The following is a 26,963-nucleotide window of genomic DNA, read 5'->3' as shown; positions in this document are numbered from 1 at the left end:
GGTTGTAGCAAGTATTTTATCTTCGGTTCCAAAATCAAAACACTGGGGAGGACTGTCTAACGTAATTAGCTTTTCCGTATAATGTTGTTGAGCATCCTCTTCAGTTTCAGAAAGTTTACTTGAAATATAGTAATCTATATGAGGCATACCAGTTGTTACAGGAGAATTAGCATCAACCATCTGGATTCGCGCTAGCCGATACAAGGAAAGCAAGGTAATTTGATGGGTAACTGCCGTAACATTGGTAGAAATGAACAGGATATCTAAATCGGCTTCCCGAATAGTGTGTACCTGATTTTCTAAGTTTGTTGGAAGTTTAATCAGAGCATCTGCATGACCCGTACAATATCGTTCTAAACGATGATTACTTACATTTAATGTAAAGAGAATTACCTCAAATACATCTCTATTTAAATGTTTATATACTGACAAAGCAGCAAAGGTTTCTGTCTGTGGTTCAAAATGGCTAGCAAGAATACCAACCCTAATTTTTGTTCGTTCATTCAAGCGTGTTGGGAACTCGTATTCAATACTGTTATTAAATTCTTGCAAGTATGTTTTCATTATATCTGCACGTTTTGTGTAGATATTTTTTAGATTTACTTTATTAAAATATAAGGGAATAAAATTTGCTGTATGTGTAAAATTGGCAGCAATATCTTGCCAAAATTTAGACTCAGAATGACTAATAATGTTTCTATGAAGATAATTAATAAAATTCTCCATGTATTGATAGTAATTATCAGCCTCTCCTATCTCCTTAAAATAAAGGGGAGATTTGAAAGTAAATTTGAAATAGTCATTGAGTAACCAGCTAGGGATTTGAGTCAGTGCATATATTAAGGGTAACTGGTGAGGAGGGCAATATAGCATTGCTACTAAAAGATATTGAATGGCATTTTGTTCATTAAATCCCTTAGCGACTATTGCTAATATATCAGTTACAAAGATTTGTTCAGTTTCTATGAGTGATTCATTCTGGATACTACTATTTAGTAATGCTTGATGAGCTTCACCAAATTTAGACAAGTATAGTTTTTCAAGTAAATTTTCTTCTTTATCTAACCACGATTCAGCAATCTGTTTTCTCAATAAGCGTAATTCTGCTAACACAGATGTGTTTGAATCTTCTTGCTGATACTTTGCTACTAGACTATGTATGTTATTGCTAAACTGATAATTCTGTATGAATGTTTTGATTTCACATTGTTCTACTAACCCATTTAAGTTACTTGCTTGCTCAAGCATTTGTTGCCAATTTATCACTGCCTGTTTATTTTCGTATTTCAAAATAATTCTTGCACTGATACGAGGTAGCAAAGCTGTCCATTGAATACCAGCTAAATTTCCTACTAAAGATATTTCTAATCCTTCATTAATATCTATATCTTCTTGTAACAGCAAATTCATCGTCAGACCAGATAAAAAGATTGCAGCATCCTCGCTAGCAATATCGCTTGTATCAATAAGTAGTGTAGTATTTTGACTGTCTGAATATTCTGCTAATGTTTTAATTACTCTTTCTAAATCTAAACTTATTAATTCTTCTGGTTGTGACCAATCGGGAAAAATAATTAAATTAGTCTCTTTAAGATTTAAACGTAAAATAGTAGCATTAATTAGGGCAGTACTTACAGTACTGGCCATTGTTGACCAAGAAAACTTTTTAGCTTGTGCCAAACCTGCGGTAATTAATGAGTTGCGAACCCCAGGTTTTTGCACCTCAAAGAGTGCGTTTGCTAGTGCATCGACATCATCAGCATTCACATAAATTGCTGCTTCTCCCGCTACTTCTGGTATTGAAGCATTAGGACAAGTAATTACAGGACAACCACAAGCCATTGCCTCTATTATAGGCAAACCAAAACCTTCATATTTGGAAGGGTAAGCCAGTGCTACTGCACCAGAATAAGCAGTGACTAATTCATCATCGCTGAGTTGGAGAATATGAACAATACTACCTAATGTATAGGCTCTAAACTCAGGTGCTAATGTGCCTATATTTCCTGTACAAACAATATCAAAGCCAGAACTACTAGCAAGTTGAGAAAAAGCCTGAAAGAACAAAATACTATTTTTATAATTATTTTCAATACCTACTAACATAAAATATGGTTTTGTAATACCATACTTATTTTTAAAATTGTTAATTTCTTCAAGATTTGCAGGTGAAAAAGCGCTTTCAACTCCACAATGAGCTACGGTTACAGACTCTCTGCTTATTTCAGGGAAACAGCTTACTAAATCACGCGCCGTATGTTCTGAAATTGTTATGTACTGAGATGCGTTTTGAATAGCCTGATGTTTTTCTCGCCACATAGGGCTATTAATATCCCATCCCATAACTTCTGGAATCATGTCATAAGCTATGAAAACAGAAGGTGTTGTAGTCGGTGTTGTGTAGTAAGAAGATATAAATACCTCTGCGCTCTCTTGATCGCACACTTGCTGTAGCATTTCCCGGTCAGCATCAGTATTGTTGTAGTCATAACTCGGAATACCACGATACTTAATACCAGAAATTTTGGGAGCAGTTCCAGCGCGGTCAAGCACAATAATATGCTTAGCAAAGCCATTATTGACCCATTCTTTTAGTAAGGATGTCCAGATACGAGCAATCCCAGTTTTATTAAGTTGAAAAAATACACCGTCAACCAGAATTATTGGTGTTAATTTCTTAATCTGTACAATTTGTTGCTGCACTTCATCTGGTTGCAAGAAGCGCCAACCATTGTTGCTGAGTTCTCTTTGTGCAATTGGTACTATACCGCATGATTCAACGGTATCAACCATTGTTTCATCTTTTACCCACGAAAAATATTCGCGTAATAAAACTGGAAATTTAGCTGTTTCCTGCAAAGCTTTCCACTGTGGAACAGCATTGCTATAACCGTAGTATTGCTCTTTAAAGCGTAATTGTTCTAATGTTACGTAAGCAAAATGTTGGAAAAGTAAACCACGCTTTTCAGTCTCTTGATGCAGAAAAGGGTTTACTGCTGCAACATCCCGCCATTGACCATTTGCTAAAGGTTCTTCTAGTCTTGGTGGTTCATGTGCTACCCACACTGATCCTGGTTTATATCTCCAGGTTCGTAACCACTCTTGCCTGGGATTTTGGGCGTAACAATTACGAGTACTGATAATTATTTTTTCTCCTACAAAATACCAGCACCAATAGAAAGCAGCCGTTTTCTCAGGATTATCAATAAACATCTGTCGTGTAGTCAAAATATGCTCGACTGTCCATAACTCATCTGCATCTATTTGCCATAGTAAACATTCTTTATTTATGTTCAACAATGGCTCATTAACCATTTCCCGTTTACCATCCCAAAATATACCATCTGGCTTACGATAAACTGTGATATTGTCGGGATATTGCTGCGCCAATTCATCTAAATATTCCGTTGTACTGTCATTGCTGCGACCATTATGATGGATTTCATCGTTTATATATCCACCCAGCTTCATACTCCATCCAGTATCGTGCTTCAATTCAGCTACACCTTCGACAATGTGCCAATGCCATTTGAAAGTAAGTTGTTTGAATATCTCAATGTGGTAGCGTATAAATGGTTGACCATTCAGAACAATAGTAAAAAAGTGAATTGGTAATTCTACCGTTGAGGTAGAGGTGATCGCTGCCAAACTTTTTTGACCACATGCTAGCGTTGAGCAATACTCATGGTTGACAAGACGTAGTTTAGCAATGTTATGCCATACACTTTCTGGGCCTGGCCAGGTAGGTACAACATCATGAAATGCTATCCATCCGTCATTTTTTACCAGTGGAAATGAGAGTTTAAAATCTTTTAAAACATCTAAATACTGATGAGAACCATCAATAAAAATAAAATCAATAGCTTTACTATTTGTCAATTTATCCCAACGGCTTAATACATCATGAGAGTAACCACGTAGTGGTATTACATATTGCTCAAGGCCGTTTATTTGAACATTCTGCTGCCAAACTTCAAAGAATTGTCGCTCAGAAAAGTCAGCATTATTACCATCCCATGTATCAATGGAATAAATTTTACGTTTAGTTCCTATGCAAGCGTATGCCATAGCAACTGTAGAACGACCTTTGAAAGAACCAATCTCAACTATAATCGCATCTTCAGGTAGTGATTTTACCTTATTAAAAAGGTATTCCTCTTGCCCAGAAACCATGAATCCTTCAATAGACTCAACGGCTTCATAAATATTTTGATAGCTGACTGGCTGCACTGTTTTTTGTTGAAATATCGCATAGCCATTACGTGTATTTTTGTTTGAGATAATGAGAATATAATTAGGATCGCTCAACAGGCGATTGAAATTTTGATAGTTTTTAAACGTGTTGATATCATCTAAGCAAAGATATTTCGCTCCATATACCTCATCTAATTCGGCACTACCAGTGAATTCTGAGCCATCAATTAACACTAAATCGAAGAAATCAATCTTGTTTTCCTGCTTAATTTTTTGAATACCTTCGTCAGAAACTCCGGAGTTATTTACATATTCCACATCCTGTCGCAACCAACCAAGAACCCGTTCACATGGGTAAAAGTTCAAATTAGTTTGAGTGTTGTTGTAGAATTCGATAACTTCATTTTCATCAGGAAACCTTTTTAGAGAAACAGATGAAATATTGTAGCACTTGACAAAAGAGTCATTCTCATACCTCTTTTTTAACTCATTAAATCTAGTTTTTGAAACTTCCATGCAAAACAATATTGGCTTGTTAGGGTTTTCTCGAAGCCCTGTTACAAATGCTTCGGTACTTCCTTCTCCGGAAGATGAGCCAATTTCTAAAACTGTTTTAACATTTTCTTTTTGTGCAATTTTTTGAATTGCATAATAAAATTCATCATTTTTGATCTCTGCTGGGATTAATGAATTTAGCTCAGAATTAACAAGATATTTATTGTTTATAAGATTATTAAGCAATACTTGTACTGAATAAATGATATCTTCTTGGTTCCATTTATCTATTTTCAATTCTTGGTTATCAGGTAGATAATAGTGACGTCCACCATTTCGTGGATCTGATTGCGAGTATTTACGGATTTTCTCACGACGTTTTTCTTCGCTATTAATAAATAAATCTAGATGATAGATACTCAATTCAGCTAGGGATTGACCTTTATTTAGTAAATTATGAATAGTTTCGTGAATTTCCCCTTGATAAAAAATCTGTTCATTGTACTTAAACAACCGATGCTGAAAATCAGGATAATGGGGTTTACTTGTGATGTAGTGATTTTTGCTAAAAGGACTAATCCACTTTCTAGGAATCCAGAAATTATCAGTATTTATTTTAGTGGTAGGTAATTTTATTAATTGCAAAAATTCTAAAAGCTGGCTGTTAATAAATTCATCAGAGTCAATAACAAAAACCCAATCAGTATTGACAGCCTTTAGGTATACATTCCTCTGTTGAGAGTGATTTCCCAACCACGGAGAATGTATTATTGTAGCTCCATAGCTCAACGCAATATCACACGTAGAATCATTGCTGCCACCATCAACAACTATTAGCTTGTCATAAACATTAGCAAGAGATTCTAGAGCAATAGTTAATGTTCTCTCTGAATTTTGCACCATCATACATACTGAAAGACTTGGCATATAACTTTATTTCACTCCATTAAATTGATTTAATTGACAACCCATTGTGCTTAGCATATATAAATGAATATCAGCAAGTGTTTGTAAAGCACAAAAATAAACTATAATCAAAGCATTTTATTTGATGAATATAGTAATTATCAGAACTAAAAATATAGAATAAGTAGATATTTTTTATCAACATATACCCAAAAACAATTTCAAGATTTATGATAATGATGAATTAAGTAAAGGAACACAAATATGTCTTTTTTCGTGCCTGTTCTTAAAGAAAGCGGTAAACTTGACGAAGTTCATATTACAGTTTGTGTTGTTGGCTCTCGCAAAATATCAATTGATGATGATTATTGTTCGGGCGGCTGGCTCAAATTAGCTCCTAATTTAACAATTTATGGTTTTGATGCGGATCCTGACGCTTGTGAACAAGCAAATAAAGATTTAACTGCACGACAGATCAATTGGAAAGAGAAACACATTCCCATAGCACTGAATAATTCTATTGGTTCATATCCTTTATATGTTACTAATCAAATAGCTTGTACATCATTGTATCCACCTAATAGTTCTTACTTGACAAGGTTTCAGCAAATAATTTCAGATTCCTTTAAAGTAGATTGTACTGTTGAGATTGAGACTACAACGTTAGACAACTACTGCGAACAGCAAGGAATTGAGGAAATAGACTTTTTGCAGGTAGATGTTCAAGGAGCAGATTTGCATATTTTAGAAGGAGCTTCACTTTTGTTACAACGTAGTGTTCTAGCTATTCAAACTGAAGTTGAATTTTCCCATCTATATATAAATCAACCTTTGTTTTCAGACATAGATACCTTTCTAAGAAAAAATTCTTTTACGCTATTTGATCTCGTAGGGTGTAGTCGTTACCCTCGTGCTTGTTCCCCAATTTGTTCTCCTGAACGTAGTGGTCAATTACTTTGGGCTGATGCTTTCTATTTTCGAGATTTGATTAGAGCAGATATTACTATGCAGTTGAAAACACCATTACAAATCTTAAAATTAGCTTGTATTGCTGATATCCTTGGTTTCCCTGACTATGCTTTGGAGTTACTAGAATATTTGACTATAAATCATGCAGATGAGCCAAAATATAACTTTGCCGATGTGATTATCAGGAGTTTATCTCAAGTTCCTGAGTTAGTTGAACGAGGATTAGATTTTCTTCCTATAATTGCTAATATTCGTCATCGTCTCAATTAATTTCAGAAACATCTAGCTAGCAGATAAAAACAAGCCAATCTTTTATATTGACTGTCTGTTAGCTACCCCTACCGATCGCCATTACTCTGTTGCTTCTTAATCTGCTCTAATACAACTTTGTAATCTTGCCGTTCGGGGTGCAATTTCACCAACTTCTCTAAAAGTTCCATCGCACCTTTAGCATCTTTCAATTGCAGCCGCAGCAAAGACAGTTTCTCCAATGCTGTTCGGTTTTCTGGTTCCCGCTGTAAAACTAGCTCGTAACCCCGCGCCTGTTGCTGTAATGCTGACTCAGCAGAAGAAGACGCAATTGCTGACTTAGGTTGGCTAGCCTGTTGGATTGCAGGAATTACCGCAAACACCGTAGAACCAACGAACGATATGATCGACACTATTGTTAAAAACTTTTTTCGGCGCTCAATCTGCTTTTTGCGGGAAATTAGATATTCTTCCCCTGGACTGGCCATGTCTTAATAGCTGCTGTGGTAAATACTTAGGTAACAGCTAGCCTCCTGTTCTGAAGATACCCACCCGCTCAACAGAAATTATCATCTTGGTTGCAAATTTTTTACACAAAATTCAAAAAACTGATTCTGAATATAAGAAAGCTTTATGGTAATGCAATGATGCACCAATATTTTGTCATGCGTTATGCGATCGCCTCCGGCGGGGCGTAGCCCATCGCCCATTGGTGTCAACTTAACTTGAAAGCTTAGTCTGATAAGCATTTCAAAGTTTTTCGATGTACCACCTAGATTTGAGATCCCCCCTTTTTAAGGGGGGAATTAGAATCGAATGCCCCCTTTTGAAGGGGGTTGGGGGATCTGAAACTACTGGAAATTGAGTGTTTGAGCTTAAGTTGACACCAATGCCCATCGCCCCCATCCTACCGAGAGTTTTTCTTTGATAAAAGCCCTTACTACGTGTTTTCTACAAGTCTTATTCTTTAGATAGAGTATTAAAAGTATATAAAGTTTTGCTATGAGTTGGTTTAATTTCAGATGTTTGCGATAATCTGAAAAACATTTCAATTGCAAATTTCACCGTTAGCCAAAAACATTACAAATTAGCCCATATTGCATAGATTTTTCAATAAGCATACATATTGTGACTCAAACAAATATCAATTTATGAGTCGTCTTTGGCTGCGCTACTGATGCAACTTCCCAGATAACTAATTTTTTGGCTTGGCATCCATAAGAATTCAATACTTTTCCTTATAAGCACTTCTTATCTCCTTTGTGATGTGGGAAAAAGGCTAAGGGGTAAATTTCAGCCTTTCCCCTTTCCCCCTGAACCGAAAGGTATTGCATGACAACTGGTTTGCAAAATTGAACTTTCCTGGTGGTGATTACCGTACAAAACCGAAATTAAGAGCAAATTAGTAGAGTTTGTTATGGTATAGTTAAAAAGTTAAGACTGGCTTTACCAAAACACAGCACTCTACGGGCCGGCAACAATTGCAAAACGGAAAGCAGTTTTGATTAAGTATTTACCAAACAAAATCTGAATTCAATCGAGGTTATGACTCAGCAAGTGATTCACCCAATGGTGAAATTGCAGCGTAACGTGCATTCACTCGTGGAATCGAATATTATCAAGCAAACTGATAGTATCTGGAAAATTGCCTTACTCTACGGCAATGAGTGGCAGCACTGGAAACAAGAACTGCAAGACTTTGGGTTTAGTATGCAAGATCCAATCAGCGAATTACTAGCTGTAGAAGCTTGGGATGAAGAATAAAAACTGAGGATGAGGGGGATAAGGAAGAACATATAGATAGTTCCCTTGCTTGCTCATCTTCGGCTACCGCTTCATCTTATTTATTGGCAAGCAGCTAACGCAGCAGCCAAATGCTTTGCAGTTTGGTAGCGATCGCGTGGCAGTGGTTCTGTAACCCTGTCAATAACATCTCTTAATTGGGAATTAATAGTAGGAACCTTTGCCACATCAAACCTGAAATTTCGTCCCCGTTGGCGATAATACTTGAAGGGGTTTTCGCCAGTCAGCAGAAAAATTAGCGTTGGCCCAATCGCATATAAATCAGATTGAGTTAAAGGCTGTCCCCGTTCTTGTTCAGGAGCGCAGTAACCTTCTGCACCAATACGAGTTCCAGGCGCCGTACCAATTTCTTTTACAGCGCCAAAATCCAGCACCACTATGCGATTATTGAAATTTCGCACCATCAGGTTAGCGGGTTTGATATCGCGGTGAATTAGTGGAGATTCTTGGCTATGAAGATAGTCTAAGATATCACAAGTTTGAATCATCCAGGCGATCGCTTGGTTGGGCGTTACTGGCCCAGTCGTATAAACACGTTTTTCTAAATCTTGTCCGTGGATTAATTCCATCGCCAAGTATTTTTTTCCGTCTTCTACAAAAAAGTCGTAATACTTGGGAATTCCAGGATGGTTAAGAGATTTGAGTGTGTGCGCCTCGCGTTCAAATAACTCTTGAGCTTTGGCAATTCTAAGCATATCAGCATTCATCTGCTTCAATACCAGCAGTTGGGGGATACCCGCAATTAAACCTGCTGCATCCCAAGCAAGATAGGTAGTACCCATACCTCCTTGTCCCAAGGTTCGCAACACCTGATAGTAGCGAATCGTCTGTTGTACTGAGAGGGGTTGACCACAGTGGATGCAAAACAAATTGTTTGCAGAGTTTCCCTCGTGCGTGCAAGTGCTTGCAAGGTTATTCTTTGAGGAGAGTGTTGCAGTAGCATTTTCTACTGTCTCTTGAATATCTGGCGATCGCGAGCAAGTATTTGATTTTGTTACCTCCTGGATTTGGAATTGTAATATTGGGCCTCCCTGTGCAAGTTGTAGAAGAGAATTATCTGGTAGCGGACTTTGAGTAACAAGGACGCCATTCAGAAAAGTCCCATTTGTACCTGTACTAGTTACCTTCCAAGAAACGCCATTGCTAATAGTACTGACTTGTTTAAGTTCTAAATGATGCCGGGAAACTAAACTATCAGTCAAAACAACGTGATTGTCCGCTGCTCGACCAATCCGAATCACGGAGGAATTTTCAAAGCACCACTGCTTAAGCGGTGTTTTTTGTTGCGGTTCCAACAGTGTCAGAGTAACCACAATACGACCTAAAAGATAAAGGATCGAGGATTGGGTATTGGGCATTGAGAATTAGCCCGTACCCCATTTATCATTAACTTTCCAAATTTGGGCGCACTTTTGCCCGGATCAGTATACCAGTAATATTGTCATGACCATTGTATTGGTTTGCCAAATCAATTAAGTCTGTGACGCCCCGCTCCAGGTTGACACCAGAACTAAGCAAAGGTTCTAAGTGAGTCTGCCAATGGGTTTCTAGTAAATTATTATCTGATAGACCATCGGATACCAAAAGCAGAATGGTATCTTCATTAATCTCGAAAAACTCCACATCGGGATTAATCGAGTGTTTGTCACGGGGGCCCAAGGCTTGGGTAAGTTGGTAGGCATCCGGGCGGGCGTAAGCTATGGTCGCTTCAACTCCTCGCGTTATTTCTCGTTGACCAACTTCGTGATCTACAGTGATTTGTTCTAGTCCCTGCTTGCGTGTCAAACGGTAGAGGCGGCTATCTCCCACATGAGCAACTGCTGCTTGATTGCCTTGAATTAACAGCATCACCAAGGTTGTACCCATGCGCCCGACTCCAGAACGGGCATCTTGTTGATTGAGCTCGTAAATTGCTTCATTAGCTAAATAAACTGCCTGACGAATACTATGTTCTGTTGGCAGTTGGTTAGTAATCCAGTGTTGTTGAAAGTATTGCCGCAGGGTGTTGACTGCTAACTCACTAGCTATTTCGCCACCAGCGTGTCCGCCCATACCATCACAGAGAATATATAAACCCTGTGCTTGGAGGACTCGGCTTTTGGGCAATTCTAGCTTGTGAATTTTAGTTTCAATGCCAAAGTAGTCTTCGTTATGATCGCGTTGTCGCCCCACATCTGTACGTCCTGCATCCTCCAAGGTGCTTAATTGCATCGCAAGCACGATTGTTGGCAGCTCATCAGTTCTGGCATTGATATCTTCGGACTCATCTAATTGCATGATCGTAGGCACAGTAGAAGGTTTTTGTTCTATTGGAGGTATTGCATTGGGTGTTTCCAATTCTGAGGAAATTGCCTCTAAACGCGATCGCAACTGGGCGATCGTCTCAATCTTACCCAACTCCAAATCCCCCAACATCTGGACTACAGAACCAAATTGAGTGCGTTGAGACTGTCTAAATAGCGCCTGCCAAACCCGCCCCAAAGCTTGGATTGTTAACGGCGGTTCTGGTTGGGCTTCTGTATCTTCTGGTGATTCAGTAGCAGGCTGAGAATTCAATGGTTCTAGATATAACTGTCTAATCGCCAGTGTTTGGTCTTCATCCAAGCGTAAATTTGACAAATCCAAAAGACTTTGACGACAACCCACTGGTTCCAGTAGTACCCAGAGTTGAGTCATCTGATAACACCAGTGTAAAAGCTGTAATAAATTCGTTGACTCTTCTTGCCACAGATCGAGTAAATATTGCCAATCCGAGCGGTCTTCAATTAGTACCACCTGGGTATTACCCTGCTGCCATGCATCGTGAATTAGCGGTATTTCTGGGTGAGTTTGAGATTGTAAATCAATATAAAGTTTAGCAAGACTAGGTATTTCGCTTGCTCCCTCTGATAGTGCTATCACTCCCTGCTGCTGATTTCCTAGCATTGCCTCAATGAGTGATATTTGATACGGCTGACAGTCTAAAACTCTCACACACACTTCAGTAGAGGTTGCAATTTCCTTTTGGCTCAATGGCGGATCTAACAATTGATAGCGCTGCTGAGGATCTAAATAAGAGCCAACCAGGAGTTCAGAAGAGGATCTAGGGGGAAGAGAAGATGAGGAGGACAAGGTAGAATTTTCTTCCCCATCTCCCTCACCTCCCTCTATTCCCAAAGCTTTCTTGGCAATAATTGCCCACCACACTGTTCCGCACTCCGTGCCGCAGTTTTGACAACTTTGTGCATCTATAGGTACTTCAGTACTGCATTCAGGACAAACTTTGTGGGTCAGGGACGTGCCACAGCTTTGACAAAATTTGTTGGTATTGGGGTTTTCAAATTTACACTGAGGGCAAATCAGCATAGTGGAAGTTCCTTAATTCCCGTTCCAAAGTGCTTCTAGCCACTAAGATCCAAAGTGCCACAATTGGCTACCCCTGCCTACATTAGACCTACAAGAGATTGTGGTTTCACCAGTGAATTTTGGTGGCAGTATTAATTGTGACGCATATTAGCTAAATATTTCAGATATTGGCATTTAATTCCTCACAAATGTAGGAATGGAGGAGTGGAGGAGTAGGGAATTGGGGAAGAAAAGTCTACCTTGTCCTCCTTGTCTTCTCTATCTCACCTTTCAGTTCAGCGCTAGTTGGATAATAAAACAGGTGCGGTTTGACCCACTTTCAACCTCAATTGTTCCTCCCATGTGTTTGATGAGTTTTTGTACCAGTGCTAGCCCTAATCCTGTGCCACCCTGCTTCAAAGGATCGTTACTGGGAATGCGGTAAAATTTACCGAAAATGCGTACTAATTCAACTGCAGGAATTTCTACACCAGAATTAATCACCTGAAATTGGATGTTCTGAGATTTTAATTGAGCAATTACGGTAATTTCTGCATTCGGGGGGCTGAATTTACAAGCATTGGTGAGCAATTCTATCAAGATACGTTCTAGACTAAATGCATCGCACGCAAGTAGGGGAAGATTAGGAGCTACCTGGAGATGTATATTTTGCTGATGAGAGTTACGGTTTTGTGCTTTAAACATCTCTAACATCCGCCAAAGCCATTCCTGTACTTGAATTGTTTCCAGTACCCAGGGTTTAGCGCCTGCATCTAGCCGTTGCAAATCGAGGAAGTTGTTAATTAGATTAATTTCTCGCTCACACTCGTTGTCTAAAATTTTAAAATAGCGGGATGCTTTCGAGCGTTCTGCTTGTGGCTTTGCCATTTGCGACAAAAAATTTTGCTCTTGATCGAGGGCGATTCCTAGCATTTGAATCGCCATCTTCATATTAGTTAGTGGTGTGCGTAATTCGTGGGAAACTGTACTGATAAATTCATCTTTTAAGCGATTGAGGCTATCCATTTCCTGCAATTGCGATCGCGCCACTTCCTGAATCTGTTTTAAGGCATCTGGGAAGTTGTCTTCTTTGATGTCAGCAGTCTTAGTAATCCAATTAAAGCTTTGTTCGCTTTCTCTTAAAGCGTCTTCCGTCTGCTTGTGAGCCGTGATATCCTCACAAACCATAAGAATCAACGGATTTTTGTAATGGTTTCCCTCCTCAACAGACAATATCCGCACCATAATTCTTACCCAGACAATTTTGCTGGCTGGGCAATTCAAGCGAAATTCCCAATTAGTAACTTTACTATTAGGCAAAGCGTTGAATAGATCTATAAATGCATCAGAAAGCTTTTGTTGATCTGATTGATCAAAAAAGTTAAAAATAGATTTATTGAGCAATTGTTCAGAAGTGTAACCAAGACAATTTGCACCAAAATGGTTTACAGACAAAATTATCCCTGTCGTATCTAAACTGAAGTAAATAGAGGGGATATTTTCATAAAGCCTACGATACCACTGAAGTTCCTCTTGGGTATTACGCAAGGTTTCTATTGTGCAAAGTTCTGAATCGGTAGCTCGTTCAGGCACAATTTCTAGGCGTTTAGGTATTGCAGATAAAATATCTTGTTGTTGGTGATTGTGATACCAGATCGATTGCTGATTACGGCTCATAAAACTTTAACTTGCACAAAAGCGCTGATTTTTACTAGGTAGGAATAAAAAAATAACATCATACTGCTTTTGACTTAAGTTGTGTCATCCACAAATAAATACTTATTTCAGTAGTGCTGAGTATCATTGGTATAGCCCGTGTTGAAGAGCTGGTCGTGTAGGCAAAAAGTCTCAATGCTAGCTTTTGGCAATTAGAACTTCGATTATTTGGAATTGCTTCTATGTGCTTTAGGGGAATTATGCAGCAATTTGAGTTCAGATGATGTAAGGTCACGCCATTGACCCGGCTGTAATCCGTCTAGTTGTAGGTGGACGATACTCACCCTAACTAATCGCAAGGTCGGGAAACCCACAGCCGCAGTCATACGGCGCACCTGGCGGTTTTTTCCCTCTGTTAAAGCCATTTCCAGCCAAGCTGTCGGTACATTTTTGCGAAATCTAATTGGCGGATTGCGATCGCACACTGGTGGTTCTTGTAACAATAGCCTCACTTTTGCTGGTAGAGTGCGGTAATCTTGAATTTCCACACCTGTTTGCAACTTGTTTATAGCATCTGCATTAGGAATGCGCTCTACTTGCACCCAGTAAGTACGTTCATGCCCAAACCGCGGATGAGCAAGGCGATGTTGCAATTGTCCGTCGTTTGTCAACAACAGTAACCCTTCACTGTCCCAGTCCAAACGTCCCACAGGATAAACATCAGGCACATCGATATAGTCTTTCAGGGTGCTATGTTTGGGTGATTCCTGTGTAAACTGGCTAAGAACACCGTAAGGTTTATGAAAAATAATATATTTATAGTGATTTGTCATTTGTTAGTAGCCAGAAACAAACACTTGACAACTAACTTGCCAATTCATGCTGGGCAAAATTATGTAAGAGTTTAGGCATCATAATAAAAACCATAGAACGAAGAGTCAATTATGCCAAGTTCTAAAATGTCTCGGCGGTCTTTCTTCTTTCTGGGAGGTGCTGCCCTAGCGCAAGAATTGACATTGGCACTCCCGGCAGCTTCTCAAACTGTACAAGTGAAGAAGGCAAAGATAAACGGTATTTCTTTTTATCAAACTATTATTGACCTTACCGACCCGAAGACCTTTATTACTATTGGTTTAGCGAATAATGCAACTTTTGCTAATACTAATCAAAAAACTAGCGGTGATGAAGAATTTCACAAACTAGTAGCTCGTCATCGCGCGGCTGTCGTTGCTAATGGGACATTTTTCGCTAAAAGTGCCCAAAAAACAGTAATGGGTAACATGATAGCAGGAGGGAGATTTCTTAAATATAGCCAGTGGGAGAATTTTGGCACTACTTTGGGGTTACGAGTTGGGAATAAACCGGAAATAGTGACAGCAAGGGTTGATGGTAAACCGCAATGGAATCAACATTGGTTGTCTCTCACTTGCGGCCCTCGGCTTTTGCGACAGGGGCAAATTTGGCTCAAACCAGTCGTTGAAGGATTTAAAGACCCTAGTGTTTTAGGCACAGGTGCGCGGACGGCGATCGGATTCCCCGTCGATGGGAAAAAGCTGTTTTTGGTGAATTTTGATAGTAGCCTAACTTTGCAACAAGTAGCAGAAGCGATGAAAGCGCTCGGCTGCTACGAAGCAATGAACTTAGATGGCGGTGCATCAAAAGCGTTAGCTGCCAACGGTAAAATTTTAGTCCCTCCTGGACGCCCACTAACTAACGTGATTGTGGTCTATGATGCCAAGAATCCTGCTCCTAGTGGTCTACAACAGGCGTGGGTAAAGTTTCAAAAAGGCGATCGCCCAATGATACCTGCTCGTTAGCAGCTTTTATGAGGAGTATTGGAGTGCGATCGCCTAAATCTTACCAAGAAATATAGCTAACAGAGTACTGCAAAGCTTTCGCATCATCAAAGACATGTAAAATTATAAATTTAAGATATAAGCTTTTATATCAAAGGAGTGGCTATTCTTCCTACAGCAGCACAAGCCCTAAAATGTGTCTACCTGTGTCAATTATTGACGACTGCCTACAAACCAATTTACATGGTGCGTCTGGATGAGCGCACTGGAAAAATATTTATCTTGGCTGGAGAAGATATAGAAATTCTGATTAGTCATGATGGTAACTGGGAATATCCATGAGCAAACCAAACTTTGATGCCATGAGCAAGGCGGAATTACGCGCCTACGTCATTGCTCACCAAAATGATCAAGAGGCTTTTTACGCACTTGTGGATCGTTTGACAGCAAAACCACCCTCTAGAACTTATCCCGCATCAATGACCCCAGAAGAAATCCACAAGGCAATATTAGACATTATTCAGCAGAAACAGCGATCGCAAGACTCCGAAAAAACTGCTTAGCACCTACCACCTTCACCTCAAGGAATTGTTAACATCTCTGCTCGCAGCCATAACTAAGGTGGTACAATCTACAACCATGCTAGGGGTGCCTACACAATCAGGCTGAGATCACACCCTTAACACCTGAGTCTGGGTAATACCAGCGGAGGGAAGCTGTTTATTGAGGATTTTAATATGCGGACAGAATGGGTTGCTAAGCGTCGTGGGCAGAGTAATGTATCTCAAATGCACTACGCCCGCCAAGGTGTCATCACCGAAGAAATGCACCATGTCGCCCAACGGGAGAATCTTCCCGCCGATCTCATTCGTGAGGAAGTAGCGCGGGGGCGAATGATTATCCCTGCTAACATCAATCACACTAATCTAGAGCCGATGTGCATTGGCATCGCCTCCAAATGTAAAGTAAATGCTAATATCGGGGCTTCACCCAACTCTTCCAATCTTCAAGAAGAAGTGGATAAGCTGAACCTAGCAGTCAAGTACGGTGCTGATACCGTGATGGACTTGTCCACAGGCGGTGGTAACTTAGATGAAATCCGCACTGCAATTATCAAGGCTTCGTCTGTTCCCATTGGCACAGTACCAGTTTACCAAGCTTTAGAAAGCGTCCACGGCACAATCGAAAACCTAACAGCTGATGACTTTCTGCATATCATCGAAAAACACGCTCAGCAAGGGGTAGACTATCAAACCATCCACGCCGGAATTTTGATTGAGCATTTGCCCTTGGTGAGAAACCGCATCACTGGCATTGTCTCTCGTGGCGGTGGTATTCTAGCGCGTTGGATGCTACATCATCACAAACAAAATCCGCTTTACACTCACTTCCAGGACATCATCGAGATTTTCAAAAAGTACGATGTTTCCTTCAGTTTAGGGGATTCCCTGCGTCCTGGCTGTACACACGACGCCTCAGATGAAGCACAATTAGCTGAACTCAAAACCCTCGGAAAGCTAACTCGCAAAGCCTGGGAACAGGACGTACAAGTGATGGTAGAAGGGCCTGGACATGTTCCAATGGATCAAATTGAGTTCAATGTCCGCAAACAGATGGAAGAGTGTTCTGAAGCACCTTTCTACGTATTGGGGCCCTTGGTGACAGATATTGCTCCCGGTTATGACCATATCACTTCAGCGATCGGGGCAGCGATGGCTGGATGGTACGGTACAGCAATGCTGTGCTATGTTACACCAAAAGAACATTTAGGACTACCCAATGCCGAAGATGTACGAAATGGGTTGATTGCCTACAAAATAGCAGCTCATGCAGCAGATATAGCTAGACATCGCCCAGGTGCGAGAGACAGAGACGATGAACTCTCCAAAGCTCGGTATAATTTCGACTGGAATCGTCAGTTTGAATTATCACTCGATCCCGAAAGAGCTAAGGAATATCATGATGAAACTCTACCAGCAGACATCTACAAAACGGCTGAGTTTTGTTCAATGTGTGGGCCTAAATTCTGCCCGATGCAAACAAAAGTTGACGCTGATGCTTTAACAGAACTAGAGAAGTTCTTGGCTAAAGAAAAAGTGCCTCAAGGTTAACTGCCTTTTAAACGCAGACGCACACGCAGGAAATCGCAAAGGTTCGCAGAGGGTTACTCTGCGTTACTCTTTGCTTACCTCTGTGTTCCTTTGCGCCTAACAAAATTACTTATGCCGATACCGTTGTTGAATCTCCTCAATCGAAAACAACGCTTCAAATTTCAAACCAGCTGACTGGTACAACTCTGCTCCCCCTTGCTTGCGGTCTACCAGTGCAATTACTCGTTCTACGGTATAACCTGCTTCTTTGAGTCGGTCAACAGCTTTTAGAGCTGATTGCCCTGTCGTCACCACATCTTCTAAAACAACTACTTTGGCTTCTTCCGGCAATAATGGGCCTTCTATATGTGCCCTAGTTCCATAACCTTTTGCTTCTTTACGAATAATCAGCGCTGGTATCAGTCGGTTCTCATAGACAGAAACTATACTCACTGCTGTCACAATTGGGTCAGCACCCAATGTTAAACCTGCAACAGCCTGGGTATCTATAGGTAACATAGGGAACAGCAATCGTCCAACTGCCAAAGCACCTTGGGGATGGAGCGTTACCTGCATCTTGTTGACGTAATAAGAGCTACGCATCCCAGAAGAGAGCACAAAATCACCCTCTTGATAAGCAAGTTGGCAAAACAAATCTAGTAACTTGTGGCGCAGGGTAGTTAAATCAGCGGTAGCGGCCCAAATATCTGAGTGGGTAAGAGTTTCAGTAGGATACGTCATTACAAAACATTAAAAGTTGTGCTACACCAAAGGTTGAACTCATAAGAGTTCTGAAATTAAGCATAAGTTAAGATTCACCCATAAATTGAGGAGTAAGGAACATGGGTATAAAATTAAAAACCCTGAGTGGTTTATTGGTGCTAACTGTTGGTATTGCTTTTCCCTCTGTAGTATCTGCTCAGACGGAAACACCCAATTATGAAACTACGAATGATGTATTTGAACGAGCTTTTTTTCGACACGATCGCAATTTCTACGATAATGGTAGCTTCAGGCGTCAACTAGATTCGTTTCTTGGCCCTGGTTCGGGTTTCCGAAATTCCTTCCCAGAAAATGAAATTGCCAGAGACGCCGAATTGGTTAATACTGTCTATCACGATGTCCTTACCCAGCAAGTTGGTAATGATCCATATATTCGTACCCCTGACTTACCAAATCCTTACGACACATCCTTGTTGATGTCTCCTCGCTTGAACACCAACAAACTCAAAGTTGGAACTGAATTTCGGTTTGAAACTTTACCACCTCGATAACGTCCTAGCGTTTAGTCATTAGTTTTTTGTCATTTGTCAGTAACTAATGACTAAATTACCAAATCTAGTTTTTCTTTAGAGACTAAGAATGTTAATTTTCAATACAATATGGTATTGTTTCGCTACAACCATCATTGGAGTTCAGTAATGGATTGCTTTTTATAATTTAGTTAGTGCGCCCTGCTGGAATCGAACCAGCCTGAAGGCGAATTATGAGTTCGCTGCCTCCCCAATCGGCCAAAGGCGCCTGCCCTGTTAGGTTTTAGATTGGCATAGGTTTATCTACTTAGACTTTTAAGTCAACCCTAATTGCTAATCTTTACTGTGAGTGCGCTACCTCACATACGCAATAAACCCAATTTCGTTATTTTAGCATGATTTTATAACTTGTAAATACTCGAAAATAATTTGCTATATTTTTATACTACATAATTTAATAATGAAATAGTGCAAACTAATATTTATTAAGTTCCTTGAAGGATTGAGGTAACAGCTTCAATACTCTTAAGTAGACCAGCATTCTTCTGCAATAGCTTGTCAGCGATGAAACTAAATTCCACTGTACTTCTTACATTGATTTTATTAACCCTGATGTTGGGAGCCGGTTCTGTGAGTGCGTTTTTGGGATTTAATATAGGGAGTTCAGCACTCAAAGGCATTACCACACCAGACGGTCGCCCCGCAACTAAATTTGCCAGCAGCAAGACAAATAACTCCCAACAAACAGGGTTAGCGCTATTAAAAGAGCAAGAGATCTTGAAAATTGTTAAGGCGCGAATTGAGGGTAAGACAAAAGCTGCTAAATCAGAAAACCTAGAGGAAGATGATGAAGAAACTAATAGCAGCAAGCAAAAACCAGAGGAAAAACCTCCAGAAGTGAGTGAAGAAAAACTTCAACCTGGTTTTCCGATTACCGCCCAGAGTGAAGGCGTTACCTTTTCTGTACAATCTGCTCGCTACTCTGGCGGTGATTTACTACTAAAAGTCAAAATGCAGAACAAAGGTACTGATTCTGTGCGCTTCCTATACAGTTTTTTGGATGTCACAGATGACAAAGGGCGAACTCTGAGTGCTAGTACAGAGGGTTTGCCAGCAGAATTGCCTTTAAATGGGCCAACATTTTCAGGTACAGTGAGTATTCCCACAGCTTTATTAGATGATGTGAAGAAGGTATCACTTGCTCTAACTGATTATCCTGCTCAAAAACTGAAGCTAGAAGTATCAGATATTCCTGTAGAAAAGTAGGAGTCTGGTGACTGGGGACTGGGAACTATGGACTGGGGACTGGGGACAGGGTGACAAGGTGAATAAATAATCAATACCCAATACCCAGTCTTTCATCTCCAATCCCTCTCAATGGGGATGTGAGTATTACACGAGCTTTTGTAGTGAGTGGTTTTCCTAGATTGATTTGGACAGATGTGGGGCTGCGATTGTTGTCAGTGCTACTGTTGATTGCAATAAATGCCTTTTTTGTGACGGCAGAGTTTTCGATGGTGAGTGTGCGGCGATCGCGCATTCACCAGCTAGTTGAGGCTGGTGATATCCCAGCGATCGCTGTCGAAACACTGCAACGCAGTATTGATAGACTGCTATCTACAACCCAGTTAGGAATTACCCTCTCTAGTTTGGCGTTGGGATGGATTGGAGAAAGTACGATTGTCGTGCTGGTGGATGCATGGCTAAAATCCTTGCCTTTACCCAGTGGGATGAATAACTTCATCGCTCATTCTCTATCGATTCCGATCGCCTTTTTTCTAATTGCTTATTTGCAAATTGTTTTAGGAGAACTATGCCCCAAATCGTTAGCTATGCTGTACTCGGAACAGCTGGCTCGGTTTCTGGGGCCTTCAGTAAAAGCGATCGTACGTTTTTTCAGACCCTTCATTTGGATTCTCAACCAATCAACCCGCTGTCTGTTACGAATTTTTGGCATCCAATACACAGGTCAAAGCTGGAGACCACCTGTTACTCCAGAAGAATTGCAACTGATTATCTCTACAGAACGCGAATCTACTGGTTTACAGCTTTCAGAGCGAGAACTGCTCAATAATGTCTTTGAGTTTAGTGATGTAACGGCGCAAGCTGTGATGATTCCTCGCACCAGCATTGTAGCGCTGCCAAAAGACGCTACTTTCCAGACATTACTCACAGAAATGGCTTCTACTGGTCACTCCCGCTATCCTGTGATTGGTGAATCTTTAGACAACATTTGTGGCATTGTCTACTTTAAAGATCTGGCAAAACCCCTGGCTGTAGGAAAGTTATCTTTAGAAACACAAATCCAACCTTGGATGCGTCCCGCCCAGTTTGTCCCAGAACACACGTCCTTGAGTGAACTTTTGCCAATGATGCAGCAAGAGAAATCAGCTATGGTCATGGTAGTAAATGAATTTGGCGGTACTGTAGGACTAGTAACAATCAAAGACGTTATTGCTGAAATCATCGGCGACGCCAGTGAACCAGAAAGTAGCGATGACTTGCTAATCCAGATGTTAGATGAGCAGAAATTTTTGGTGCAGGCGCAGATAAATCTTGAAGACCTCAACGAAGTTTTGCATCTCAATTTGCCTTTGACGAGAGAATACCAGACATTAGGAGGCTTTTTGCTCTACCAGTTGCAGAAAATTCCCGCCAAAGGCGAAACGTTGTTCTATGACAATCTCGAATTCACTGTGATGTCAGTTGTTGGGCCACGTCTGCACCAAATTCAACTGCGACGTTTGGAGGAGTAAAGAGTTAGGAAAGTGGGGGAGTGGAGAACAAGAGGACAAGGAAGACAAGGGAAAATAAATAACTACTGTCTCTTGATCCTCGACGTTTGACTTTTAACAAATAACAAATGACAAATGACAATTGACCTTTGACTCAGCACTCAAGCATAGGGAAGCGGGTCTTTTAATTGCAATTCGGCAAAAGCTGCTAATCGCAAGCGACAAGAATCACAGACACCACAAGCGACATCACCACCGGCATAGCAAGACCAAGTGAGTTTCCAAGGGACGCCCAGTTGGTTACCTAATTGGATAATTTCGGTTTTTTTCAGATTTATTAGGGGTGCAACAATAATTATTGGTTGTCCTTCACGCCCTTGTTTGGTTCCCAGGCGAAAAACTTCCTGCATTGCCTGGATATAGTCGGGGCGACAATCAGGGTATCCAGAGTAATCTAAGGCGTTGACACCGATATAAACACGTTCAGCAGCGATCGCCTCAGCGTAGCCAAGGGCAAAGCTTAAAAATATAGTATTACGAGCAGGGACATAGGTTACAGGAATATTTTGAGACATTTCATCTAGGGAACGCTCCTGGGGTAAATCAATAGCGTCGTCTGTAAGTGCTGAACCGCCCCATTGCCGTAAGTCAAAATTAACCACCTGATGTTTTACAACTCCAGCTTTTTGAGCGACGAGGAGGGCTGACTGTAACTCTCGTCGATGTCGCTGCTGGTAATCAAAGGAAATTGCATAGCATTCACAGCCATCAGCTTTCGCTTTGTACAAAATTGTGGAAGAGTCTAATCCACCCGACAACAGAATTACAGCTTTCATCTCAGTTTTCAATTTTGGAATTCAAATCGCTCAATCACACTTCAATAAAATGCCGAAAACCAATGCTAAAGACGCTTTGTAACAAGTATTAATTAAGGAAACTATCCATACAAGTTTCTCTCAAAGGTTGGTGCGATCGCTGGGTACTGCAAATAATTATGCAACATTGATTTTAAGTATTAACCGTGACAATTCATAATACAAGCTCTCGGCATCAACCGATCTCAGTGTGCTATTTTAATTATTTTGTAATTTTACTGATAAAAAATTTATCCATTCTCAATAGTGTTAATTGAATGTTGAGTATGGCAATTAATTATCTAACTTTCAACTAAAGAAAAATTAAATCTAAGGCTTCGGATGAGCATAAATTTAGAAAATTTTCACTGAGGTATTACGTACTTTTAAAAGTTAATAAAGAGACATCTAGTTTTTGTGCTTTATACAAAAACTTGCTCAATCTTGACCTGTTTATACAAAAGACAGCCAGATTGCGGGAACTGATCGCAAACTTTGAAATTCTTCATAAACAGAGCCTCTATGTTACCATCTGGATGGTTTTAGACGGATCACAACTGGCCGTTAAGTATAAACGCCAACGACCGTAGCGTCTCTAAATTTGGTGGTTGAGGAGAGAATAATAGTGCAAGATAGCATGTCAGTGGCAGAACCAAATCCATATACACAGCGCAACCAGCCACGACCGATCCGCATAGGCGTGATTGGGGTGGGTAACATGGGACAACATCACGCTCGCGTGCTGAGTTCAATGAAAGATGTTGAACTGGTCGGAGTGGCAGATATTAATGTCGAGCGGGGGTTAGAAACCGCCAGTAAGTACAAAGTGCGTTTTTTTGAAGACTACTGTGATTTGCTGCCCCTCGTGGAAGCAGTTTGCGTGGCCGTTCCAACTCGCCTGCACTACGCTGTAGGCATTAACTGTCTTTTGGCGGGAATTCATGTTTTAGTTGAAAAACCGATCGCTGCAAGTATTTCTGAGGCAGAATCCCTGGTAAATGCCGCAGCCGAATCTCAGTGTATCCTGCAAGTAGGTCATATTGAGCGCTTCAATCCAGCATTTAGGGAATTGAGCCAAGTGCTGAAAACTGAGGAACTGCTGGCGCTAGAAGCTCACCGCATGAGTCCTTACTCAGATCGAGCAAATGATGTGTCGGTTGTGCTGGATTTAATGATCCACGACATTGACCTACTTTTGGAATTAGCCGCCTCTCCTGTAGTAAAATTAACCGCTAGCGGTTCTCGTGCTTTAGACTCTGGTTATTTAGATTACGTCACTGCCACCTTGGGATTTGCTAATGGCATTGTCGCTACTTTAACTGCCAGTAAAGTCACTCACCGAAAAATCCGCCGGATTGTTGCCCATTGTAAAAACTCATTCACTGAGGCAGATTTTCTCAAAAATGAAATTTTGATTCACCGACAAACGACGGCTAACTCTCTGAACGAACACCGACAAGTACTTTATAGGCAGGATGGTGTGATTGAAAAAGTTTACACCAGTAATGTTCAACCTCTAAGCGCAGAGTTAGAACATTTTGTCAACTGTGTACATGGTGGCAATCAACCTTCAGTGGGTGGTGAACAAGCTCTTAAAGCTCTCAGATTAGCAAGTTTAATTGAGCAGATGGCTTTGGAAGATCGAGTTTGGAATCCATTAGACTGGCAAGCGGAACAGAGAGTACAATCGTTGACACCGACAGTCTAAGAAAAGGGGAGATGGAAAAATGGAGGAACATAGTCGCTATCTACTTTCCTCCTCCATAACTCCAATCTAGAAGTAACTCTGGAGTGTATTTTCAGATTTGCCCTATTTAGATCCCCCCTAGCCCTTTTAATAAGTGGGCTAAGGGGGATCTAAAGTTTTAAAACCAAAACTTCTTTTCCACTTCTTGCCTCTATGTCTGAGTTCAGTACCAATTTGATTGCAGCTAAGTTACTTTGACTCTAACAAGCGTGGATGATTAACTTTTGCGAAAGCTAACACTGAATTTAGCAATAAAATTAGTGCAATAATTTCAGGAATTGTCTCGATGCTTGAATGGATAACCAATACTATCAACTACATGGGTTACTTGGGAATTGCCCTGTTGATGTTTGTAGAAAACCTTTTTCCCCCCATCCCTTCAGAATTGATTATGCCACTGGCAGGATTTACAGCACGAGCAACTCCAGACAAGCTTAATATCATTGGCGTATTTTTGGCGGGGCTAGTGGGTTCTGTGCTGGGGGCACTAGTCTGGTACTATCCAGGTAGGTTTTTGGGCGAAGAACGTTTAAAAGCCTGGGCTGATAGGTACGGCAGATGGCTGGCTATATCCAGCAAAGATATTGCCAAAGCAACGCGCTGGTTTGATAGACAAGGTAACAAAGCAGTACTTATTGGTCGGCTTGTGCCAGGAATCCGTACCTTGATTTCTGTTCCAGCAGGTATCACTAATATGCACTTGCTGCCGTTCCTATTTTATACAACCCTAGGTAGCGCTATCTGGGTAGGTTTGCTAACATACTCAGGGTACGTATTAGGTAGTCAGTATGAACTTGTGGATAAGTACCTTGCTCCGGTATCTAAAATCGTGTTTGGGAGTCTGGTTTTAGTATTTGTTGCCTGGGTACTCAAGCGCCAGCTAAAACGCATCAGAAGATGAAACACAGCCGCTTTTGCTTTGAAGGCAGGGGTTACATCCGGCCAAAATTCGCATACACTATGCCAAATAATACTAAATGTGTGTTGGCAAAGTTCACCGTACTCCTTCCCTACGGAACGCTGCTCGAATGGGGAAGCAAGCTACGAAGCAGCGTCTCGCAGAGAAGGTATCGCCCAAATTAATTTTTGGCGTATTTCTAGCTACACTTGGCGCAACCAAAAATTTCTGGTTGCTCGCATTTTTGTAAGATGAGCATTGACAACTTTTTACAGTTAAGTTCAGACTAGGAGCTTTCATGACAGACCAACCTTCCGCCGCTACCCCAATGAATGCCGCAGCTATACCAATGAATAGAGTGTCGGCGTCCACTCCCATAAATTCTGTTAATACTCCCAAGCCAGGCGGCGGCATCGGTTCAGGGAAAACTATTCTCAGTGTTGATTTAGGCAGAACTTCGACAAAGACTTGTGTTAGCCGCGAACCTAATAGTGTGGTATTTATACCTGCCAACGTCAAGCAAATGTCAATAGAACAGGTACGTGGGGGTGTTTTTGAAGCCAGAGCTACTGACCCTCTAATGGATTTGTGGCTGGAATATCAAGGTAATGGATATGCTGTAGGTCAGCTGGCAGCCGATTTTGGAGCAAATTTAGGAGTCGGACAATCTAAGGTAGAAGCTGCACTAGTAAAAGTCTTGGCATGTGCCGGGTACTTTAAACTCAAAGATGAGATTTCTGTTGTACTTGGTCTGCCTTTCCTTTCATTGGAGCAGTTTGAAAAGGAAAAAGCACAATTAATCAGCCAAGTCGGTGGCCCTCATGTGTTGAACTTCCGGGGCGAATCTGTGTCGCTGAACGTCAATAAGGTATGGGTAATGCCAGAAGGCTACGGCAGTCTTTTGTGGTCTGAAGCTCAACCTAAAAAGAGTACTACTGTTCCCGATTTTACGAAAATATCGGTGGCGATCGTCGATATTGGGCATCAAACCGTTGATCTTTTAATGGTAGATAACTTCCGCTTTGCACGAGGTGCTTCTAAGAGTGAAGACTTCGGGATGAACAAGTTTTATGAACTGGTAGCCGCCGAAATCCAAGGAGCAGATAGTCAATCCCTGGCTTTGATTTCCGCTGTTAACAAACCCAAGGGTGAGCGTTTTTACCGTCCTAAGGGCGCTAGCAAGCCCGCCAACTTAGATGATTTTCTCCCCAACCTTACAGAGATGTTTTCTCGAGAAATTTGTAGCCGCGTGCTAGCCTGGTTGCCAGAGCGCGTCACAGATGTGATTCTCACTGGAGGTGGTGGTGAGTTTTTCTGGGAAGATGTTCAACGGTTGCTCAAAGAGGCAAAGATTAGCGCCCATTTAGCTGCACCTTCTCGACAGGCGAATGCCTTGGGGCAGTATATTTATGGAGAGGCACAATTGTCCTCCAGTCGCTCTTCTAGGGCCTAAAACTGATGTTCCAATGGTCAAAAAAAGTAGTTAAATCCGTTACGTTCAACCCAGGGGTTGCTGATGAAAGCTTGTTAGCACAAGTGGAAAGCCATTTAGAAAAACAACCCGACAAGACTTTCAGTGACCTCTGTAAAGAAGCCCTGTGGCAATCTTTATGTGTACCGGAATCTGTAAGACCTGGTTCAAAAACCGCAGCAACAGCATCGGTTGAACAACAAATCGGTGAACTGCAACGTCAAGTAGCTGGCCTTGAGGAACGTTTTTTTGCCAAGGAATACAATCGTTTGGAGGCGATGGAACGCCATATGATGCAACTTAGTCAACAAGTTTCACAATTGGCGCTTATTGTCAATGAGCGATCAATCATTCAGTCCCCAAATCAAGTAGTATCAGATGTATCAATGAATACTTCTTATGCTGCTGCTATCCCTCCTCAAGAGGTTGACCCTGTCATCAGTCGCCTTAGCCAGTTTCTTGATGATTTTTAAGGAACAATCAGGTTTGTGAGCATCTTTTGCTCTAGTCAACAATCCTTAAT

Annotated in this window: 21 protein-coding genes, 1 tRNA gene, 2 pseudogenes and 1 riboswitch; of the genes and pseudogenes, 13 read left to right on the top strand and 11 right to left on the bottom strand. The window is 41.0% G+C overall.

Going from position 1 to position 26,963, the window contains the following annotated elements:
• Window positions 1-1,263: 1,263 nt before the first annotated feature.
• Together HCR01_RS38310 and HCR01_RS38305 are read right to left on the bottom strand one after the other, a co-directional pair.
• A pseudogene (locus HCR01_RS38310) lies at window positions 1,264-4,920 on the bottom strand (class I SAM-dependent methyltransferase); the annotation flags it as partial.
• Between the two features lie 429 nt (window positions 4,921-5,349).
• Window positions 5,350-5,592 (bottom strand): annotated as a pseudogene (locus HCR01_RS38305) (glycosyltransferase); the annotation flags it as partial.
• 267 nt (window positions 5,593-5,859) lie between these two features.
• Here HCR01_RS38305 and HCR01_RS01300 point away from each other — a divergent pair.
• Window positions 5,860-6,834 carry an FkbM family methyltransferase gene (locus tag HCR01_RS01300; RefSeq protein WP_193193765.1) on the top strand — a complete coding sequence of 325 codons (975 nt, stop codon included), beginning with the start codon at window positions 5,860-5,862 and terminating at the stop codon, window positions 6,832-6,834.
• A 68-nt stretch (window positions 6,835-6,902) separates the two neighbouring features.
• On the opposite strand, the gene HCR01_RS01295 is transcribed toward HCR01_RS01300, so the two are convergent.
• Both HCR01_RS01295 and HCR01_RS01290 read right to left on the bottom strand, forming a co-directional pair.
• Complete coding sequence (locus HCR01_RS01295) at window positions 6,903-7,301, bottom strand: tetratricopeptide repeat protein (RefSeq protein ID WP_193193763.1); 399 nt, start codon at window positions 7,299-7,301, stop codon at window positions 6,903-6,905.
• An 81-nt stretch (window positions 7,302-7,382) separates the two neighbouring features.
• Window positions 7,383-7,562 carry a hypothetical protein gene (locus HCR01_RS01290; protein ID WP_193193762.1) on the bottom strand — a complete coding sequence of 60 codons (180 nt, stop codon included), beginning with the start codon at window positions 7,560-7,562 and terminating at the stop codon, window positions 7,383-7,385.
• Window positions 7,563-8,358: 796 nt separating this feature from the next.
• On the opposite strand from HCR01_RS01290, the gene HCR01_RS01285 reads away from it, so the two are divergent.
• Window positions 8,359-8,577: a DUF4327 family protein gene (locus HCR01_RS01285; RefSeq protein WP_162395110.1), complete on the top strand. Its 219-nt coding sequence runs from the start codon at window positions 8,359-8,361 to the stop codon at window positions 8,575-8,577.
• Between the two features lie 80 nt (window positions 8,578-8,657).
• On the opposite strand, the gene HCR01_RS01280 is transcribed toward HCR01_RS01285, so the two are convergent.
• From HCR01_RS01280 to HCR01_RS01265, 4 genes are all read right to left on the bottom strand, one after another.
• Complete coding sequence (locus tag HCR01_RS01280; protein WP_193193759.1) at window positions 8,658-9,929, bottom strand: protein kinase domain-containing protein; 1,272 nt, start codon at window positions 9,927-9,929, stop codon at window positions 8,658-8,660.
• Between the two features lie 73 nt (window positions 9,930-10,002).
• Window positions 10,003-11,961, bottom strand: coding sequence for a serine/threonine phosphatase (locus HCR01_RS01275; RefSeq protein ID WP_193193757.1), 1,959 nt, complete (start codon window positions 11,959-11,961; stop codon window positions 10,003-10,005).
• Between the two features lie 270 nt (window positions 11,962-12,231).
• Complete coding sequence (locus HCR01_RS01270) at window positions 12,232-13,617, bottom strand: PAS domain-containing sensor histidine kinase (protein ID WP_193193755.1); 1,386 nt, start codon at window positions 13,615-13,617, stop codon at window positions 12,232-12,234.
• 203 nt (window positions 13,618-13,820) lie between these two features.
• Window positions 13,821-14,429, bottom strand: a complete 609-nt coding sequence (locus tag HCR01_RS01265) for an rRNA large subunit pseudouridine synthase E (RefSeq protein WP_193193753.1) — start codon at window positions 14,427-14,429, stop codon at window positions 13,821-13,823.
• Window positions 14,430-14,540: 111 nt separating this feature from the next.
• Here HCR01_RS01265 and HCR01_RS01260 point away from each other — a divergent pair, with 111 nt between their 5' ends.
• From HCR01_RS01260 to thiC, 4 genes are all read left to right on the top strand, one after another.
• A complete protein-coding gene (locus tag HCR01_RS01260) occupies window positions 14,541-15,413 on the top strand; it encodes a phosphodiester glycosidase family protein (RefSeq protein WP_193193751.1) in 873 nt (290 codons plus the stop codon).
• A 138-nt stretch (window positions 15,414-15,551) separates the two neighbouring features.
• Window positions 15,552-15,734, top strand: a complete 183-nt coding sequence (locus HCR01_RS01255; RefSeq protein WP_193194270.1) for a DUF6888 family protein — start codon at window positions 15,552-15,554, stop codon at window positions 15,732-15,734.
• Entirely contained in the window at window positions 15,731-15,955 is a 225-nt protein-coding gene (locus tag HCR01_RS01250; protein ID WP_193193749.1) for a DUF6887 family protein, read from the top strand. Before HCR01_RS01255 ends, HCR01_RS01250 begins: the two co-directional genes overlap by 4 nt.
• Before the next feature lie 71 nt (window positions 15,956-16,026).
• Window positions 16,027-16,123: riboswitch (TPP riboswitch) on the top strand.
• Window positions 16,124-16,129: 6 nt separating this feature from the next.
• Window positions 16,130-17,503 (top strand): phosphomethylpyrimidine synthase, encoded by a 1,374-nt coding sequence (gene thiC, locus HCR01_RS01245; protein ID WP_193193747.1) that lies wholly within the window; start codon window positions 16,130-16,132, stop codon window positions 17,501-17,503.
• A 105-nt stretch (window positions 17,504-17,608) separates the two neighbouring features.
• Here the strand turns inward: thiC and pyrE are convergent, their stop codons facing one another.
• Window positions 17,609-18,223 (bottom strand): orotate phosphoribosyltransferase, encoded by a 615-nt coding sequence (gene pyrE, locus HCR01_RS01240; protein WP_193193745.1) that lies wholly within the window; start codon window positions 18,221-18,223, stop codon window positions 17,609-17,611.
• A gap of 101 nt (window positions 18,224-18,324) precedes the next feature.
• Here pyrE and HCR01_RS01235 point away from each other — a divergent pair, with 101 nt between their 5' ends.
• A complete protein-coding gene (locus HCR01_RS01235; protein ID WP_193193744.1) occupies window positions 18,325-18,756 on the top strand; it encodes a hypothetical protein in 432 nt (143 codons plus the stop codon).
• Window positions 18,757-18,930: 174 nt separating this feature from the next.
• On the opposite strand, the gene HCR01_RS01230 is transcribed toward HCR01_RS01235, so the two are convergent.
• Window positions 18,931-19,003: transfer RNA gene (locus HCR01_RS01230), tRNA-Ile, on the bottom strand.
• 296 nt (window positions 19,004-19,299) lie between these two features.
• Between HCR01_RS01230 and HCR01_RS01225 the strand changes: the two genes are divergently transcribed.
• Together HCR01_RS01225 and HCR01_RS01220 are read left to right on the top strand one after the other, a co-directional pair.
• Window positions 19,300-20,001 carry a hypothetical protein gene (locus tag HCR01_RS01225; RefSeq protein ID WP_193193742.1) on the top strand — a complete coding sequence of 234 codons (702 nt, stop codon included), beginning with the start codon at window positions 19,300-19,302 and terminating at the stop codon, window positions 19,999-20,001.
• A 143-nt stretch (window positions 20,002-20,144) separates the two neighbouring features.
• The gene (locus HCR01_RS01220) at window positions 20,145-21,491 is read left to right on the top strand and encodes a hemolysin family protein (protein ID WP_193194222.1); all 1,347 of its coding nucleotides are present in this window, start codon (window positions 20,145-20,147) and stop codon (window positions 21,489-21,491) included.
• Window positions 21,492-21,631: 140 nt separating this feature from the next.
• Here HCR01_RS01220 and queC read toward each other — a convergent pair whose 3' ends face one another.
• Complete coding sequence (queC, locus tag HCR01_RS01215) at window positions 21,632-22,306, bottom strand: 7-cyano-7-deazaguanine synthase QueC (RefSeq protein ID WP_193193740.1); 675 nt, start codon at window positions 22,304-22,306, stop codon at window positions 21,632-21,634.
• A 643-nt stretch (window positions 22,307-22,949) separates the two neighbouring features.
• Here queC and HCR01_RS01210 point away from each other — a divergent pair.
• From HCR01_RS01210 to HCR01_RS01195, 4 genes are all read left to right on the top strand, one after another.
• Window positions 22,950-24,032: a Gfo/Idh/MocA family oxidoreductase gene (locus tag HCR01_RS01210; protein WP_193193738.1), complete on the top strand. Its 1,083-nt coding sequence runs from the start codon at window positions 22,950-22,952 to the stop codon at window positions 24,030-24,032.
• Window positions 24,033-24,357: 325 nt separating this feature from the next.
• Window positions 24,358-24,972, top strand: coding sequence for a DedA family protein (locus tag HCR01_RS01205; RefSeq protein WP_193193736.1), 615 nt, complete (start codon window positions 24,358-24,360; stop codon window positions 24,970-24,972).
• Window positions 24,973-25,267: 295 nt separating this feature from the next.
• A complete protein-coding gene (locus tag HCR01_RS01200) occupies window positions 25,268-26,422 on the top strand; it encodes a ParM/StbA family protein (RefSeq protein WP_193193734.1) in 1,155 nt (384 codons plus the stop codon).
• Between the two features lie 5 nt (window positions 26,423-26,427).
• The gene (locus HCR01_RS01195; protein WP_193193732.1) at window positions 26,428-26,913 is read left to right on the top strand and encodes a plasmid segregation centromere-binding protein ParR; all 486 of its coding nucleotides are present in this window, start codon (window positions 26,428-26,430) and stop codon (window positions 26,911-26,913) included.
• Window positions 26,914-26,963: the final 50 nt, after the last annotated feature.

The organism is Nostoc sp. MG11, from assembly GCF_014904695.1.
Classification (GTDB): domain Bacteria; phylum Cyanobacteriota; class Cyanobacteriia; order Cyanobacteriales; family Nostocaceae; genus Komarekiella.
This window is presented reverse-complemented; position numbering and strand designations above follow the sequence as displayed.

Coding starts and splice junctions, on each gene's coding strand:
- HCR01_RS01300 (WP_193193765.1), top strand. CDS start 5,860: ATGTCTTTTTTCGTGCCTGTTCTTAAAGAAAGCGGTAAACTTGACGAA.
- HCR01_RS01295 (WP_193193763.1), bottom strand. CDS start 7,301: ATGGCCAGTCCAGGGGAAGAATATCTAATTTCCCGCAAAAAGCAGATT.
- HCR01_RS01290 (WP_193193762.1), bottom strand. CDS start 7,562: ATGCTTATCAGACTAAGCTTTCAAGTTAAGTTGACACCAATGGGCGAT.
- HCR01_RS01285 (WP_162395110.1), top strand. CDS start 8,359: ATGACTCAGCAAGTGATTCACCCAATGGTGAAATTGCAGCGTAACGTG.
- HCR01_RS01275 (WP_193193757.1), bottom strand. CDS start 11,961: ATGCTGATTTGCCCTCAGTGTAAATTTGAAAACCCCAATACCAACAAA.
- HCR01_RS01270 (WP_193193755.1), bottom strand. CDS start 13,617: ATGAGCCGTAATCAGCAATCGATCTGGTATCACAATCACCAACAACAA.
- HCR01_RS01265 (WP_193193753.1), bottom strand. CDS start 14,429: ATGACAAATCACTATAAATATATTATTTTTCATAAACCTTACGGTGTT.
- HCR01_RS01260 (WP_193193751.1), top strand. CDS start 14,541: ATGCCAAGTTCTAAAATGTCTCGGCGGTCTTTCTTCTTTCTGGGAGGT.
- HCR01_RS01250 (WP_193193749.1), top strand. CDS start 15,731: ATGAGCAAACCAAACTTTGATGCCATGAGCAAGGCGGAATTACGCGCC.
- thiC (WP_193193747.1), top strand. CDS start 16,130: ATGCGGACAGAATGGGTTGCTAAGCGTCGTGGGCAGAGTAATGTATCT.
- pyrE (WP_193193745.1), bottom strand. CDS start 18,223: ATGACGTATCCTACTGAAACTCTTACCCACTCAGATATTTGGGCCGCT.
- HCR01_RS01235 (WP_193193744.1), top strand. CDS start 18,325: ATGGGTATAAAATTAAAAACCCTGAGTGGTTTATTGGTGCTAACTGTT.
- HCR01_RS01225 (WP_193193742.1), top strand. CDS start 19,300: ATGAAACTAAATTCCACTGTACTTCTTACATTGATTTTATTAACCCTG.
- queC (WP_193193740.1), bottom strand. CDS start 22,306: ATGAAAGCTGTAATTCTGTTGTCGGGTGGATTAGACTCTTCCACAATT.
- HCR01_RS01205 (WP_193193736.1), top strand. CDS start 24,358: ATGCTTGAATGGATAACCAATACTATCAACTACATGGGTTACTTGGGA.
- HCR01_RS01200 (WP_193193734.1), top strand. CDS start 25,268: ATGACAGACCAACCTTCCGCCGCTACCCCAATGAATGCCGCAGCTATA.
- HCR01_RS01195 (WP_193193732.1), top strand. CDS start 26,428: ATGTTCCAATGGTCAAAAAAAGTAGTTAAATCCGTTACGTTCAACCCA.